The 15,194-nt window shown below is 52.4% G+C and carries 14 protein-coding genes; 8 read left to right on the top strand and 6 right to left on the bottom strand.

All coding sequences use genetic code 11. The features are described 5' to 3' along the window. Nucleotides 1–241: 241 nt before the first annotated feature. The 6 genes from ACNRUY_RS11390 to ACNRUY_RS11415 all read right to left on the bottom strand — a co-directional run bounded on the left by ACNRUY_RS11390 (nt 242) and on the right by ACNRUY_RS11415 (nt 5,005). Complete coding sequence (locus tag ACNRUY_RS11390) at nt 242–601, bottom strand: hypothetical protein (RefSeq protein WP_488111759.1); 360 nt, start codon at nt 599–601, stop codon at nt 242–244. 101 nt (nt 602–702) lie between these two features. After that, nucleotides 703–1,428: an LPS export ABC transporter ATP-binding protein gene (gene lptB, locus ACNRUY_RS11395; protein ID WP_488111760.1), complete on the bottom strand. Its 726-nt coding sequence runs from the start codon at nt 1,426–1,428 to the stop codon at nt 703–705. Nucleotides 1,429–1,586: 158 nt separating this feature from the next. After that, entirely contained in the window at nt 1,587–2,204 is a 618-nt protein-coding gene (gene lptA, locus ACNRUY_RS11400) for a lipopolysaccharide transport periplasmic protein LptA (RefSeq protein ID WP_488111761.1), read from the bottom strand. After that, nucleotides 2,185–2,760, bottom strand: a complete 576-nt coding sequence (gene lptC, locus ACNRUY_RS11405) for an LPS export ABC transporter periplasmic protein LptC (protein ID WP_488111762.1) — start codon at nt 2,758–2,760, stop codon at nt 2,185–2,187. The genes lptA and lptC overlap by 20 nt, the downstream gene beginning before the upstream one ends. Before the next feature lie 149 nt (nt 2,761–2,909). Then, nucleotides 2,910–3,884, bottom strand: a complete 975-nt coding sequence (locus tag ACNRUY_RS11410; protein ID WP_488111763.1) for a KpsF/GutQ family sugar-phosphate isomerase — start codon at nt 3,882–3,884, stop codon at nt 2,910–2,912. 167 nt (nt 3,885–4,051) lie between these two features. Then, on the bottom strand, nt 4,052–5,005 hold the full coding sequence (locus ACNRUY_RS11415; RefSeq protein WP_488111764.1) for a calcium/sodium antiporter: 954 nt from the start codon (nt 5,003–5,005) through the stop codon (nt 4,052–4,054). Between the two features lie 309 nt (nt 5,006–5,314). On the opposite strand from ACNRUY_RS11415, the gene ACNRUY_RS11420 reads away from it, so the two are divergent. From ACNRUY_RS11420 to ACNRUY_RS11455, 8 genes are all read left to right on the top strand, one after another. Further along, nucleotides 5,315–6,133 carry an ATP-binding cassette domain-containing protein gene (locus tag ACNRUY_RS11420; RefSeq protein WP_488111765.1) on the top strand — a complete coding sequence of 273 codons (819 nt, stop codon included), beginning with the start codon at nt 5,315–5,317 and terminating at the stop codon, nt 6,131–6,133. Continuing rightward, nucleotides 6,123–6,917 (top strand): lipid asymmetry maintenance ABC transporter permease subunit MlaE, encoded by a 795-nt coding sequence (gene mlaE / locus ACNRUY_RS11425; RefSeq protein ID WP_488111766.1) that lies wholly within the window; start codon nt 6,123–6,125, stop codon nt 6,915–6,917. Before ACNRUY_RS11420 ends, mlaE begins: the two co-directional genes overlap by 11 nt. Nucleotides 6,918–6,924: 7 nt before the next feature. Further along, nucleotides 6,925–7,383 (top strand): outer membrane lipid asymmetry maintenance protein MlaD, encoded by a 459-nt coding sequence (gene mlaD / locus ACNRUY_RS11430; RefSeq protein WP_488111767.1) that lies wholly within the window; start codon nt 6,925–6,927, stop codon nt 7,381–7,383. Between the two features lie 57 nt (nt 7,384–7,440). Then, a complete protein-coding gene (locus tag ACNRUY_RS11435) occupies nt 7,441–8,136 on the top strand; it encodes an MlaC/ttg2D family ABC transporter substrate-binding protein (protein ID WP_488111768.1) in 696 nt (231 codons plus the stop codon). After that, nucleotides 8,133–8,486 (top strand): STAS domain-containing protein, encoded by a 354-nt coding sequence (locus ACNRUY_RS11440; RefSeq protein ID WP_488111769.1) that lies wholly within the window; start codon nt 8,133–8,135, stop codon nt 8,484–8,486. The genes ACNRUY_RS11435 and ACNRUY_RS11440 overlap by 4 nt, the downstream gene beginning before the upstream one ends. A gap of 109 nt (nt 8,487–8,595) precedes the next feature. After that, a complete protein-coding gene (locus tag ACNRUY_RS11445; RefSeq protein WP_488111770.1) occupies nt 8,596–8,847 on the top strand; it encodes a BolA family protein in 252 nt (83 codons plus the stop codon). A gap of 26 nt (nt 8,848–8,873) precedes the next feature. After that, the gene (gene murA / locus ACNRUY_RS11450) at nt 8,874–10,136 is read left to right on the top strand and encodes a UDP-N-acetylglucosamine 1-carboxyvinyltransferase (RefSeq protein ID WP_488111771.1); all 1,263 of its coding nucleotides are present in this window, start codon (nt 8,874–8,876) and stop codon (nt 10,134–10,136) included. 276 nt (nt 10,137–10,412) lie between these two features. Further along, nucleotides 10,413–15,023, top strand: a complete 4,611-nt coding sequence (locus ACNRUY_RS11455) for a hypothetical protein (RefSeq protein ID WP_488111772.1) — start codon at nt 10,413–10,415, stop codon at nt 15,021–15,023. Nucleotides 15,024–15,194: the final 171 nt, after the last annotated feature.

A 15,194-nucleotide genomic window follows, 5' to 3' on the forward strand; every position in this document is an offset into this window, starting at 1 on the left:
CTGGAATACGGCTTTGCCGGTTTTGGAAAATACGTCCTCAACACAAGATGGGGGCAGCAGGTTGTGCTCATCCGTTAATTTCCTTATCTACAGAATCATTTGAATTATGGTGGGTAGAAATCAATGCTTACAATGTGAGAGTGGAAGAGTGTTCCCCTGCGGTGCGAGGGAACAAGGTAGGGCTATGAGGCTGCGCAACAACCCAGCTCAGCGCAGGATCTGGGTTAATTGTAGCGAGAGCTTATATTTTTCCCCCATTTTTCTGTAGACGATCATGGCTATAGAACTTATAAAGAAAAACAAACATCGCAACAACCCCAATGAGAAATATCATCATGATCACAAGCTCTAAAAGTGGGGTTCGGATCAATGCCAAAATTGAAATTGACATGACGGTTATGGTAGCCAATATTGCTATAAAAACTTTGAAGTAGTGGTGATGAATTCTAAACAAATACCTTAAAGGAGCATCGTAATAGTACCTGACAGCTAGAAATATGATTAATGGTGCAGCATACAGCCAATGATTGAGTGAAAGGAATGCAAGCACACTAGCTATTGGCATACCCACATAGGTAGCTGGTGAAAACTCAACTTGCATGCGTCGATATTCTTTTGACTTATTATTCATTTCACTGAAGTGATGCTGCCTGCATGGCGTTTAAAAGGTTCAGGGTGAGCGGTTTTTCCGCTCACAATGGTTCAGAGGCTGAACTGGTGCCCCAGATAAACGTCCCGGACCTTCTGGTTGGACATAATGGTATGACTGTCGCCTTCCGCAATGATGTGCCCTTCGCTGACGATGTAAGCTTTCTCGCAGATATCCAGGGTCTCCCGGACGTTGTGGTCGGTGATCAGTACGCCGATATTGCGGTTCTGCAGGTGACGGATGATGGACTTGATATCGCCGACGGAAATCGGGTCAACCCCGGCAAAGGGTTCATCCAGAAGAATAAAGGTGGGGTCGGTGGCCAGAGCTCTGGCGATTTCCGCCCGGCGACGCTCTCCCCCTGACAGAGCCATGCCCGCACTGTCACGAATGTGGCCAATATTGAACTCATCCAGTAGTGATTCCATCTTGCGGGTGCGTTCACTCCTGTTCAGGTCTTTGCGGGTCTCCAGAATAGCCATGATATTGTCTTTCACGCTCAGGCGCCTGAAAATGGACGCCTCCTGGGGCAGGTAACCCACACCAGCTCGTGCCCGGTTGTGCATGGCCTGGTAGGTCAGATCTTGCTGGTTGATAGAGACTTTGCCGCCGTCTGCCTTGACCAGCCCGACAATCATATAGAAACAGGTGGTTTTACCTGCGCCGTTGGGACCCAGCAGCCCAACGATCTGGCCACTGTTGACTTGCAGCGAAACATCCTTGACGACGTCTCTGCCTTTGTAGCTTTTACTGAGGTGTTCTGCCTTTAAGGTTGCCATCCGGAAGTCTGTAAACCTTTTGTGATGATACTGTTGGGTGATGGTGTTTCGAAAACGTTGCTGTAAAGAGGCTTTCTGGAAAACGCCGCTATTCAAAGCTCAGCCAGGCAAAGTCCCGGTAGGCCAGGGTGGCTCCGGGTGCACTGGCCATCCAGGCTCTATTCCTGCTTGGGCTGGATAACCATTTGAACCCGTCCACTGCCGTCTTTACCTGCAGCCCCTTTGGCGTTGACCGTCTGCTGGGTCAGATTGTAATTGATTTTCTCCCCTTTGAAGGTATCACCTTTCTGGGAAAGCTGGGCGTTCCTGATCAGCTCAATACGGTCACCCGTCACCTCATATTTGATGGTGTAACCCCAGGCTTGCAGGGTGCCCTGATCATCCGGTTGCTGCTCTTCGTAGTAGGCCCGGTTTTTATTGCCCTGGGCAATGACCCGGGTGACTTGGCGCTTTTGGGTGTAAATGGTAATGATATCGCCAGTGATCCGGGTGGTGCCCTGAATCATGACAACGTCTCCCCGATAGATGGAAATCCCTTTTTTATTGTCAATGTCAGCAGAGTCCGATTTGATCTCAATGGGCTTCTGCCGGTCAGAAGGCAGTGCAAAAGTGACGCCGGGAGTGACCAATGCACCTGTCAGGGTGGCCAGCAGGAGACCGGTTGTCAGCCTCAAACCGTTCTGGTTTGCAGTTGAGCGCCTTCCCTGTTGATGAGGGGGGACTTCAGGCATTTCCCGCTCATGGCTTGCTTCCGGCTCACGGCTGTATGGGTTCATGGACTCCTCGTACCCTTGATTTCAGTTTAATGAGGCCCTGTTGATAAAGAGCAGTCATGCCGATTGCACGGGTTTTACCCGTGTCGTTGGTGATCAGGACAGGACGATCCGTGTCGGCCATGTTCTGGTCAGAGTATACGGTGATAAAATCCGTGTCCATACGTACCTCTTTTCCTGTGTTCAGGTCAGTCTGGGTGATGACCACGTTATCCCACAGTTCAAGATCCTTGCCTCCTGGCAGCAATTTACCGCTCTGAGAGGTGGAACGGGTGGTGTGTCCGGGCTTGCGGTAGTTGACCATCACCGGAGTCTGCAGCAGTGTGTTATCGGTGTGGGGATAGTGGGTAATGCTCTGGGAGTCCAGGGTATATTGCAGCTGGCCGTTCACTCCATATTCGCTGATCTGTGCATCCACCAGAAAGTAATCTGCATCTTGCCGTATGATAAGGGATTTTTGCTGGGCAACCGGGCTTAACGAGCCATCATAGGCCCAGTACCCAACAGCCAGCATCAGCATTAAAAGGCCTGTGGTAATAAGATAGTTGCGGTAAGGCATCCCCGGGTCCGTTAATGGTGTGCTTGATCGGGAAGGCCATACCTTCCGTAAATGGCCATTATGCGTATCCAGCCTGATTCTGGCAATAACCGGATACGCAGGGAAATGAAGCTTTATGGGGCTTCACAAAGTGTGAGGTGATGAGGCTGTTACACAACCCCTGCCTTCAACAGGTCGTGCATATTAATGGCTCCGATGGCATGGCGTTTTTCGTCCACGCAGATCAGGGCGTTGATTTTCCGGTCATCCATGATCTTCAGGGCTTCTGCCGCGAGGATGTCAGGACTGATGGTGGTGCACTTGACGGTCATGACATCGTCAATGGGGGTGTTGTGGGGGTCAACTCCATGATCCAGGGCCCGGCGCAGGTCACCGTCGGTAAATATGCCGATGAGCACATTCTGTTCATCGATGACGGAAGTCATGCCCAGCCCTTTCCGGGTCATTTCCAGCAGTGCTTCGCCCAGCTTTGTTCCTTTCCTGACCACGGGGATCCGATTTCCGCCGTGCATAATATCCTGAACTTTCAGCAACAAACGCCGCCCAAGGGATCCGCCCGGATGGGAAAAGGCAAAATCCTCCGCAGTAAAGCCCCGGGCTTCAAGCAGGGCTATGGAGAGGGCGTCCCCCATCACCAGTTGTGAGGTGGTACTGGAAGTGGGGGCCAGGTCCAGTGGGCAGGCTTCCTTGTTAACGCTGGCGTCCAGGTTGACCTCAGCGGCTTTGGTCAGGGTTGAGGAGGGGTTGCCCGTCATACTGATCACAGGGGCGCCCATCCGCTTGAACAGGGGAAGCAGGGTAATGACTTCTGCGGTTTCACCGGAGTTGGATATGGCCAACACCACATCATCTGAAGTAATCATTCCCATGTCACCATGGCTGGCCTCACCCGGGTGAACATAGAAGGCGGGTGTACCAGTGCTGGCCAGGGTTGCGCTGATTTTCCGGGCAATATGCCCTGATTTCCCCATGCCCACCACAACAATTCTGCCTCGGCACTCCAGCATCAGCCGGCAGGCTTTGCTAAAGCTCTCATCAATTCTCGGCAGTAATGCCTGGATAGCTTCTTGTTCAATGCGGACTGTGCGTTGACCGATCTCGATAAAGGTTTGGTCAGTTGTCATTTCGGTAAAGCCTGTTCTGTATCAGTCGCTCTGGCTTGATACCAGAGTCTAGGAGCCTGTGGACGGAAAGGGTAGCCGCCGGCGCCCATAGTGAATGAATTTATACGGTTTTACTATGGAGAAGATCCTGTTAAAGCAAGGTATCTTCACCTATAACGGTTGTGGCCTTAACTGTTCTGAAGGTAAAGCCATAGGCCATAAAGAGCGTACCCGGCAAGCAGTGCCAGCCCGGTCAGCTTGCCCAGTTTTTTTGGTTTTTTCCCAAAGATGGCCAGGGCGGCGATGAAAACGGTCAGGGCCAGCATAACCGGATAGTCACGGGCCATGACGGATTCGTTCAGTGGTCCAGGGGCCACCAGGCCCGGCATTGAGAGCACGGCCAGCAGATTGAAGATATTGGAGCCCACCACATTGCCAAGGGCGATATCATGGTGCCCTTTAAGAGCACTGGCAATGGATGCAGCTAGCTCTGGCAGGCTGGTGCCGATGGCAACAATGGTCAGGCCGATCACCAGTTCGCTGACGCCCATGAGGGTGGCAATCCGAGTTGCGCCCCAGACGAGAATCTGGGCACTGGCCAGCAACAGGATCAGGCCAAGGGCCAGTTCGAGGTAAGCCCGGTTCCGGGACATTTCCTGAATGTCCTCAGCCGGGGCCAGAGGCTCCTCCGGGTGGGACTTCTGCCAGCGGACCATAAGGTAGAGCGTGATGAAAAGCCCTCCCAGCAACACGGTGCTTTCAAGAACTCCAAGGAACAGGTTGAACAGGCAGGCACCGGCCACCAGGGTCACCAGCACCAGCCATGGGATCTCCCTTTTCGCCAGAGTAGAGGTGACGGGCAGGGGAGCTATAAGCGCGGTTGCACCCAGCACCAGGCCCATATTGGCAATGTTAGAGCCGATGGCATTGCCCACTGAGATATCGGTATGGCCCTGTAGAGCAGACATTAATGACACCAGGATTTCAGGGGCCGAGGTGCCTATTGATACGACGGTCAGCCCGATCAGCATCGGGGAGATCCCCCAGTTTCTGGCGGTGGCGGCGGCACCACCAACAAAGCGGTCAGCACTCCAGGTGAGAATAATAAAGCCGGCGATAATGGCAAAGATGGCTGCAGTCATTCAGGGGTATTCTCAGTATTCGAAAGTAAACAGCCGTGAGGGCATAAATGCCGCCCACCCGGATGGATAAAAATGCTTTTCCAGGCATTTTCCCAGTGAATAAGTGAGTTTATGGAAAACGTGGTCAGCAATGCAACAGAAATCCCGGCCATCTATAATGGTCGGGTAGCCTGAATGAATGATGCAAATAAAGTGTGAATCGGGTCATAATATGGAGTCTTGTATTTTTATGACGCGTTTGTTTGATCAGCGGATGATTTGGAATGTCGATGCTCACTACCTGCCTTCAGCAAGGACCCGCTTGTTAAAATGATGAATTCTGATGATAACTTTATCGAAATTCGCGGACTGACCTTTTACCGCGGTGATCGTCCCATTTTTAAAAATGTGGATATTGATATTCCCAGGGGTAAAGTGGTTGGGATCATGGGACCTTCCGGAACCGGAAAAACCACCCTGTTGAGGCTGATTGGCCGACAGCTGAAACCCGATGGCGGAACCATTAAGGTGGATGGCCAGGATCTTTCCCTATTGTCCAGGGAAAACCTGTTCCGTCTGCGTAGAAAGATGGGGATGCTGTTTCAGAGCGGGGCGCTGTTCACCGATGTCAGCGTTTTTGAGAATGTGGCTTTTCCCCTTCGTATCCATACCCGGCTGTCCGAGGCCATGATTCGGGATATTGTGCTCATGAAGCTCCACGCGGTGGGGCTTCGGGGTGCCTGGTCGCTGATGCCCAGTGAGCTTTCCGGGGGGATGAGCCGAAGAGTTGCGCTGGCGAGGGCCATAGCCCTTGACCCGCAGATGGTGATGTATGATGAGCCATTTGTAGGCCAGGACCCCATTGCCATGGGGGTTCTGGTTGACCTGATTCGCCGGTTGAACCGTGCGCTGGGGATTACCAGTGTTGTGGTTTCCCATGATTTGAATGAAACCGCCAGTATTGCTGATCTTCTTTACCTGATTGCCGACGGTGAAGTCATTGGCCGTGGAACGGCGGATGAAATGCTGCACTCTGACGATGCCAGGGTTCGCCAGTTTATGCAGGGCCTGCCGGACGGGCCGGTGCCCTTCCACTATTCGGCAGACGATTATCAGGATGATTTGTTAAGGGGGTTCGATGCGGGTTGATGTACTTGACCGCCTGGCTCAACTTGGCCAGGTGGGCCTGGGGCATATTCAGTCCCTGGGGCGCTCGGGAGTTTTTTTGCTTCTGGCCATTTTTTCCAGAGCTGGCTTCAGTGGACGGGGAACGCTGCTGGTTAAACAGCTGTACAGCGTCGGTGTCCTGTCGTTGATAATTGTGACGGTCTCTGGGTTATTTATTGGCATGGTGCTTGGCCTGCAAGGGTACAGTATCCTGGTGCGGTACGGCTCTGAAGGGGCGGTAGGACAGTTGGTGGCCCTGAGCCTGGTCCGGGAGCTTGGTCCGGTGGTGACCGCTTTGTTGTTTGCGGGCAGGGCTGGATCCGCCCTGACGGCAGAAATTGGCTTGATGAAAACCACTGAGCAGCTCTCCAGCATGGAGATGATTGGTGTCGACCCCCTGAAACGGGTGATTGCCCCGAGGTTCTGGGCAGGGGTGATTTCCATGCCATTGCTGGCGGCTATTTTCAACCTAGTGGGTATTCTGGGTGGTGTGATGGTCGGTGTTGACTGGCTGGGCATTTATGAGGGGTCATTCTGGAGTGGTATGCAGCAGGCTGTCAGCTTTGTGGATGATATTGGTAATGGCATGATCAAAAGCCTGGTGTTCGGCTTTGTGGTGACATGGATAGCCGTGTTCCAGGGCTACGACGCTATTCCTACCTCCGCGGGCGTCAGTCGCGCCACAACAAGGACTGTCGTGTATTCATCCCTGGCGGTTCTGGGGCTGGATTTCATTCTCACCGCCGTTATGTTTGGAGAACTATAAGATGCGGATGCGTACCGTAGAAATCAGTGTGGGCGCCTTTATGCTGGCTGGAATGCTGGCGCTGGTGGCTCTTGCCGTCAAGGTGAGTGGTTTGTCCCTGAGCAGTAATCAGGCCACCTATGAGCTGCACGCCTTCTTTGATAATGCCGGTTCACTGAAACCCCGCTCAAAAATATCCATGGCGGGGGTGACCATTGGCAAGGTGAAAGGGATTCACCTGGACAAACAGACGTACATGGCGGAAGTGGTGATGGAAATTGACCGGCATGTGGACAACATCCCGGTGGACAGTACTGCCGCCATTGTGACTGCCGGGTTACTGGGGGAAAAATACATCAGTATCAGTATTGGTGGGGATGAGGCCTTTCTAAGGGACGGTGATCGTTTTGAAGATACTCAGTCGGCGGTGATACTTGAAGACTTGATTGGCAAGTTTCTGTTGGGCTCTGTTAATAAAGACGAATAATCGCTTTCTTGCAGGTGGATCAAGAGTCTGAAGATGGATTATATGGATGGAAGATAAATGAAATCACAAGCACGGGTTCCTGCTTTTCTGGGTGCAATGATGATGGTTATGATGTCGTGGGCCACGTTGTCCATGGCAGCTCCTGCACCCCTTGAGTCCCCCCGGGGAGATGTGGAGACCATTACCCGGGGGTTGCTCAAAACCTTTGAAGCGAATCTGGATCAGTACAAGAAAGACAGTGACGCCTTTGTGGCCGAAGTAGACCGCCAGCTTTCTCCGGTTGTGGCGTTTGATTCCATTGCCAGAGGGGTAATGGGGAAATACACCCGCCGTTCAAAGCCGGACCAGATCAAGCAGTTTTCAGGCGTGTTCAAGGACAGCCTGATCAGCTTTTATGGAAAGGCGCTGTTGAAACTGGATAACACCAGTCTGACTATTGAGAAGATTGACCCGGTTCCGGGCAGTGTGCTCCAGGATTACAGGGACGGGAAAGCACGGCAGATACCCGTGGATATGATGGTCAAAACCTCTACCAGAACAGTGGCGATTTCGTACTCCATGGTGCATGTGGATGGCCGCTGGAAGCTGAGAAATATTATTGTGGACGGTATCAATATCGGGATTCAGTTTCGTAACCAGTTTGCGGATGCCATGGATAAGCACGGCGATGTCCAGTTTGTGATTGATCACTGGCAGGACATTATGAAGGGCGGTAAAAGTGTAAGCCAGGCCGCCGGGAAAAAAAGCTTATGAGCCTGGTACTGGCTAAAGGTTCTTCACCGACAGGGGCTCCTGCTGAGCCAGGGTACTTTGAGCTTCAGGGAGAGGTTGTTTTTGATAATGCGTCAGTGGTTGAGCAGCAGGGGAGGAATCTTCTGCTGAAAACGGTTAAGGACTGCGATCGATGGGTGATCGACCTTCAGGGTGTTGGTCATGCCGACAGCTCTGCCCTATCTGTCTGTCTGTCCTGGCTCCGGCTGGCCCGGGAGAAGGGCGTTTCTCTCTGCTTTACCGGTATTCCAGATGACCTTGAGGCGCTGGCCCAGGTATGTGGGATTAATGAACTGCTTGCCAACGTCACCTGCCCTGCAACGGGGATTTAATGGACTGATTGGGTGAAAGTGTGGAGAAAGGGGCTGTTCAGGATGCGGCCTCTCCGATATCATTGTCCGATTTTACTGCCCCCTTTAATGCTCCCCCGCGAGGTAAATCATGCAAGCCGAAGAGGTCAAGGCGTTGCTGGAAGAGAATATTCCAGGATCGGAAGTTATTGTGGAGGGTGAAGGTTGTGACTTTCGCCTGACCGTAATCAGTGACCAGTTTGAGGGCGTTATGCCTGTTAAACGGCAGCAGATGATCTACTCTCACCTCAACCAGTACATTACCAGCGGTGCCATTCACGCGGTAACTTTGTCCGCTCTGACGCTGTCAGAACGAGCCAGGCAGCTGGATAACCAGGGCTAAGAGGGCCTTTCAGTAAGTGAGATCTCATGGATAAACTGATTATCACCGGTGGTGTGCGTCTGGATGGAGAAATCAGGGTCTCCGGCGCCAAAAACTCTGCCCTCCCGATTCTTGCAGCCACGCTGCTGGCAGACGCCCCGGTTACCGTTTGCAACCTCCCCCACCTGCATGACATCACAACAATGTGTGAGCTTTTTGGCTGCATGGGGGTAGAGCTGCTGGTGAACGAACGAATGGACGTTGAAGTTCATGCCAGTACCATCAAGCAGTTGAAAGCCCCCTATGAGTTGGTCAAAACCATGCGGGCGTCGATCCTGGTGCTGGGTCCTCTGCTGGCCCGTTTTGGCCAGGCAGAAGTTTCCCTGCCCGGTGGCTGCGCCATAGGTAGCCGTCCTGTTGACCTCCATATCCGGGGCCTTCAGGCAATGGGAGCGGACATCAAAGTTGAAGATGGTTACATCAAGGCGCGTGTTGAAGACCGTTTGAAGGGTGCCAGGATCCTTATGGATACGGTCACAGTGACCGGCACCGAGAATATTTTGATGGCGGCCACCCTTGCAGAAGGTGAAACCATTATTGAAAATGCCGCCAGAGAGCCTGAGGTGGTGGATCTGGCGGAGTGCCTGATCACCATGGGGGCGAAAATTGAGGGGCACGGCACCGACACCATTCGGGTGCAGGGAGTGGAGCGTCTCAATGGCTGTACTTATTCCGTCTTGCCGGACCGTATTGAAACCGGGACTTATCTGATTGCTGCTGCTGCCACTGGTGGACGCGTCCGGTTGAAAAATACCCAGCCAGATATTCTGGATGCCATCCTGATCAAGCTGCGTGAATCTGGGGCTACCGTAGAGTGGGGTGAGGACTGGATTGAGCTGGATATGAAGGGGCAGAGGCCAAAGGCTGTTGACTTGAAAACAGCGCCTTATCCTGCCATGCCAACGGATATCCAGGCGCAGTTTACTGCTTTGAACATTGTGGCTGAAGGCACCGGGCGGATCACTGAAACGGTTTTTGAAAACCGCTTTATGCACGTTCAGGAAATGAAGCGCATGGGGGCGGATGTGGATGTGGAAGGCAATACAGTGATCATAAAAGGAGTGGATCAGCTGAAAGCCGCTCCAGTTATGGCCACCGACCTGAGAGCTTCCGCCAGTCTGGTCATTGCCGGTCTTCTGGCTGAGGGCGATACAGTGGTTGAAAGGATCTACCACATTGATCGTGGTTACGAATGTATTGAGGAAAAGCTTCAGCAGCTGGGCGCCAGGATTCGTCGGGTTCCTTCCTGATGGCTCTGGCCTGACCCAACTCCCACTGGGTCTGTGCAAGCATGCATAGGCCCGCTTATGTCTAATGCCTCTGGCGAAAACGCTGTATCAAAAACAGTGGTTTCCTGAATGGCTGTTACTCACCCCACCGGGTTCTGTTTGCTTTTTTTCTTCTATTAAACACAAGCCATTAAGACAAACACACTTGTTTGTTAGAACGCCTGACCTTCCTGTTAGTGATACTTTAGTTCAATAAAGATTAAATAATGCCAGCAAAAACAGGACAGGAATCTGGCTATGGCTGGCAGTAGTATCATAAGTGAACCAGGCAGTACGGCTGTGGATAAGGTCATATCCGCAGGGTATGGCAGTGAGTCGACTCATAGCTTACCCATCAGCCTGGCTGCAGCAGGTGAGTGGCGGAAAGCCCCAGGATTAGCTCGTCAAAGTGGGAGGTCCGTCCGTACCTGCTCAGGTCATCTCAGTCTTCCACAGCCAGCCTACGCTTCTCAGAATAAAGCCTGTCCGGATATTGAAAGCCGCTCTTGCTCATCTCTGGATGAATCCATTTATTCTGATGCCCGCTCAATGATCAGTTCAAACGGTGATTATGAAACGGCCGATGAGGCATCGGTTTGTGGTAGTGAACAAGAGGGCGCTGATGATGTTAAACCGCCACTGATCGGGAATCCTGTTGTTTGCAGGCAGGATAGTCTGTCTGATGGAGAAGAGGAGGTGTTCGCTGATGCCGTCGACAGTGTAGAGAAGTTAAGGCGCTTGCAGGAAGAGTCTTCCGGCGATGATACAAATTCCCTACCGGTTTCCATGGATGAAGAGGATGTGTCTTTACAGGAGAGCCTTGGGAAGCAAGAAGAGGAAGTCAGCTCCTGGCCTTTGCGAGGTGTATGGGGCTATCTTCAGGACTGTAAGAAGTACTATGTTCAGGATCCAGTGGAAAAAATGTGCAACTGGGCTGTGTCTGTTTTCAACCCAGGAGATGACCTGGAAGATTTACCATTCAGCCTTCCCAGTGAATCAATGCCAGACATTGATGAAATCCTCGAGGAAGGTCCTGACTTTAAGACTGGAGTCTGCAACCTCCTTAAGACGGTGGTGCCCTGTGGGGATGATGACTCTCTGGATCAATCCTTTGTTTCTTTTTCTGAGAGCATTCCTGGTATTGAGGATTTACCTGAAGACCCTCCCGGTTTTGTTGAAGGTGTTGGTCGGGCAGCTGCTTCTGTTTTTCCGACCAAGGATGATGATGACACCTTAAGTGAGCTGGGTATCTCCCTGCCGGATGAAATGCCGGACGTGGAAGACGTGACCAGTGATGTCCCCGATTTTGTAGACGGTATTAGCCGGGCAGTTGCCGCTGTTTTACCGCCCGGTGATGATGATGACTCCTTGAGTGAGCTGGGTATCTCCCTGCCGGATAAAATGCCGGACTTTGAAGAAGTGACCAGGGATGACCCTGACTTTGTGCCTGGGCTGGTCCGTGCAGGTGGGCATGTGGTCAAAAACCTTGTGGATATGGCCAAGCCTTTTGTTAAAGCTCCTGATGATCCTTCTGATAAAGATCCGGGCTGGTTGTCAAAAATCAACAAACAATTCAGCTTCACCGATATCGTGTCCAGGGTGCTAAGTTCCTATGTTCTCGGGAGTGATATTGGTAAGGGTAAAAAACCTATTATTGATAATAAACGACAAGGGTTGGAAGCCGTTGGTGTGCTGGCCAACGTTTTGAGCATGAGTTATGAGGAGTATGTCCGGGAGCATGGCAGAACTGAGCAGAAGGTGGTTCTTGATGTTGTGAGGTTGGGAGATATTGAACTCAAGGGTGTGGAGGCTGTTTTGAAGCCCGCTGAAGACGGTGGGGTTGATATTGAGCGTCTCAATTTTATCCTGGTTCAGCCCCAGGGCATGGAAGGTTCAGCTGAGGCGCCTCTATACAAGGATGTTGTGATCCGGGTAAGGGATATTAAAGCAAGGCCGCGCCTTGCTGAAACCGGCACTACTGTAGTGGAAGCCGCTGTTGCAGCGGTTATGAAAACACCAGAGGACGCGGGCAGGCAGGTGTTTGAGGCAGGATGCCCCGATGCTATCTGTGTGAGTATCGGTTCTGTCGAAGGGAAAACCTCGGGTCGCTGGATGGGGGATTCCACCGATGATACGGCGGACTTCTGCCTGAAAAACACTTCCCTGGAAGTGAAACTCCATAAACAGTATCCGGCCGTTTATCCGGAAGTGGTTGTTGTGCCCGGTACTATCAGTGGGTCGGTTCAAAGTGATGGCCTGGTCAGTCAGGGCAGGCTCAGCATGGATATGGACTGTCATCGCAATGGGAAAGTCCGGATTGAGTCAGAGCTGGACCTGTCAAAAATACACTGGCTGCTTGGGAAGTTGATTGGCAAGGTGAAAGTGAAGTTTGGAGCTCCGGTTAAAGACGGCATTGTTGCTCTGGACAGTATTCCCGCTAGTATGCAGGTTGAAAACTGTAATTGGCTGGTGAGTTTTTTCATTAAACGAATCGTCAAACGGTCTTTGAAAGCGCAGAGTTCGGGACTGGCTTTTGAAAAGGCTGCAAACCAATTTGTGTTTCGTTTCGAGCCAAAAGTCTTCACTTTTGAGCTGTTGAACTTCCTGTTTGATCCGATTGAGATTCCCCTCCCGTTCAGCGGCCTCAAGCCTATGCCCGTGGGTGAGAGTGGGCTGGGATATCTGGTTGTGGAAGACCTGCTGCGTGATGTGTTGCCATTGCCACTGGCCTTGCAGAAAAGGCAGCATCAGAGGCTTCTGGATGAATTGCAGGAAATGGAGGTCCAGCGAACCGCTGATGCCCGCCGGCAGAGTCAGCTTGCCTGGCGGTTGATGAACACTGTTTTTGATGAGCAGGAAGAGTGGCGGTTTGCTTCCGCAGATCACCTGCTTCGCTCTTTCCCCCTCCAGGGGCTCGTGACCCTGGTTAACGACGTTGCTAAAAGTGATGGTCATCAGCGTGCCTTGCATGAAGAACAACTGCTCAGGCTGCTGGCAGGGGTAACCCGGGTGTTCCCGGAAAAGGCGGTTCAGCTTATAAAAGAGACGGGTTCTGGAGAGTGCTTTCCACTGGGCGGGGACGGTGCTGAAAATGAGGAGTACCTGGTGCAACTGATCATGAGTCGACTGAGTAAGCCTGCCCCCCGGAATAGGCCAGACGACGCCCAGCAGCAATACATCCGACAGAATGATGAGCTTCGTGACCTGCTCTTTTACTGGTCGAACAGCCAGCTCTCTCCGGACGGCAGTATTCGTTCGATGCTGGATCAGGACAGTTCGCCGGAAATGGCAAAAGTCCTCTGTGAATATGCGGCCAGTAAAGTGAAGGGGGTTGGCCTGATGGGCGGTGCAGTCGTAGCGCCGGCACTGGCAGTGCCTGTTCTGCTTGTGCATCAGATGAGTGAGGTGGATCCAGTGGTTTTGAAAAGCCCTGTGGAGCGGGCAGGGGATGCGGTTAACCGCCATGAAATCCAATATCAGGCGGAAAAGCAGAAAAGCCAGAAGGGGGGGCTGTTTCAGGAAGTGCTCAAGGTGGGTAAAGCTTTAGCGCCCACTGTTTTGGAGAAAAGGGTAAGAGAAAGTGAAGGCAGCCAGGTGATTTTCCGTCATTACCCGGCGTTGGCCCGGAAGACCGGGGATGCTCGATACTGGGAAATGCTGGGAACCCTGTGCGACACGGGCCACTGCTCGATTCACCAGCTGGTGGCCGCCCATGGAGGACGTAGAGAATGGGCTGGGGATGTACGCCAGGCCTACCTGGCTCAGTTGATCGAGCAAACGACCATTGAGCACAGTGGTGAAGTGGTGACCGACTACATCCTTCATGCCTCTCAGGCTGAGCTGAAGCCTATGGTGGACTCTTACTGCGGCGATGATTTCAGGGTTGATATAAAGAGGGCGGCTGATGGGGATGTGGCTGCGTTTAATTGGGCCGGCGTGAAAATGAAAATGAAGCAGATTGTGGCCTGTCCTCCTGGTGATAAAAGGAAAGCACTGGTTGAATCCATGGATCCATGGTTTCTCAGAAATATGGTGCGATCATGGCACAGGGAGCGGGAGATTGAAGGGGTGGACGAGCTGCTTAAGCGGGCAGATCAGGCCGGAACACCCGAAGAGCGAAAGGCAATCCTTGCCTCTATTCCTCTGGACAGGCTCAATGATCAGCTGGTTAAAGCAAAGGCCATCGGCACCGACTTTGAACTGTTGGGTGCCAAGCAGTGCTGGCTATGCCAGGAACACATTGAGGCCATGGAAGAACAGTTGGCCAGAGTCTATGTATCGATGGTTGATTTTTATCCGGAGAAGGTTGTCCCTGGTGTATTACCGAAGCCGTTGGAAAAGAAGTTTATTGCCCAACTGAACGAGAAAGCGGTTCGCAGCGTCAATGCCAGGCATTTGCTGACTGTTTTTCGTCTTCATCGGAATATGCTCAGCCAGGTCGCTGCCAACGGTGATGATCTGCCGTTTGAGGATTACCTGAAGCAAATGGCGGGTATTTTCTCCGGGTATACCGGTTACCTGTCCATGCCCTGGGGGCTCGGTTTGCTGCTGAAAGGGTTGTCAGCAGCTTATGCGGCGGATTTTGGACGTGACCTTTCAGACCCTCGCTGTAACTGGGCAGACTACCTGGCCAACGGTTTGTCTGCCGTCAAAAATGGCGCTGTGGGGCTCTGGTATGGAGGTGTTCTGGAGCTTTGGAAAGACTATCAAAGCAAGGGGATCTGGCTCCATCCGAAGGGAGCGGGGCAGCCTTTGCCTGCTGGCAATGCCCAAGGTCATAACGGCGGGGTGACGGTTGTTGACGCCAGACCACGGGATGTCAATCGGGAGTCTTTCAGAAAAGCACTGGCTCTGATGGCCGGAGCCTGAGGGTCCTGTTCTCTTTGAGGCTGAGGCAGCCTTTTCCATCTTGATAGTCGTTTTATTTAAGAGAACTCTGCTTCCTGATTCCGGGCTCAAGGAAGCAAAATATTTTTCTTTCGCCCTGGGCATTTGTGTAAACTACAGGTTTTCTCCTGTCAGCCATGTGCGGGCCATCAG

It is taken from the genome of Endozoicomonas sp. Z74 (genome assembly GCF_057680865.1).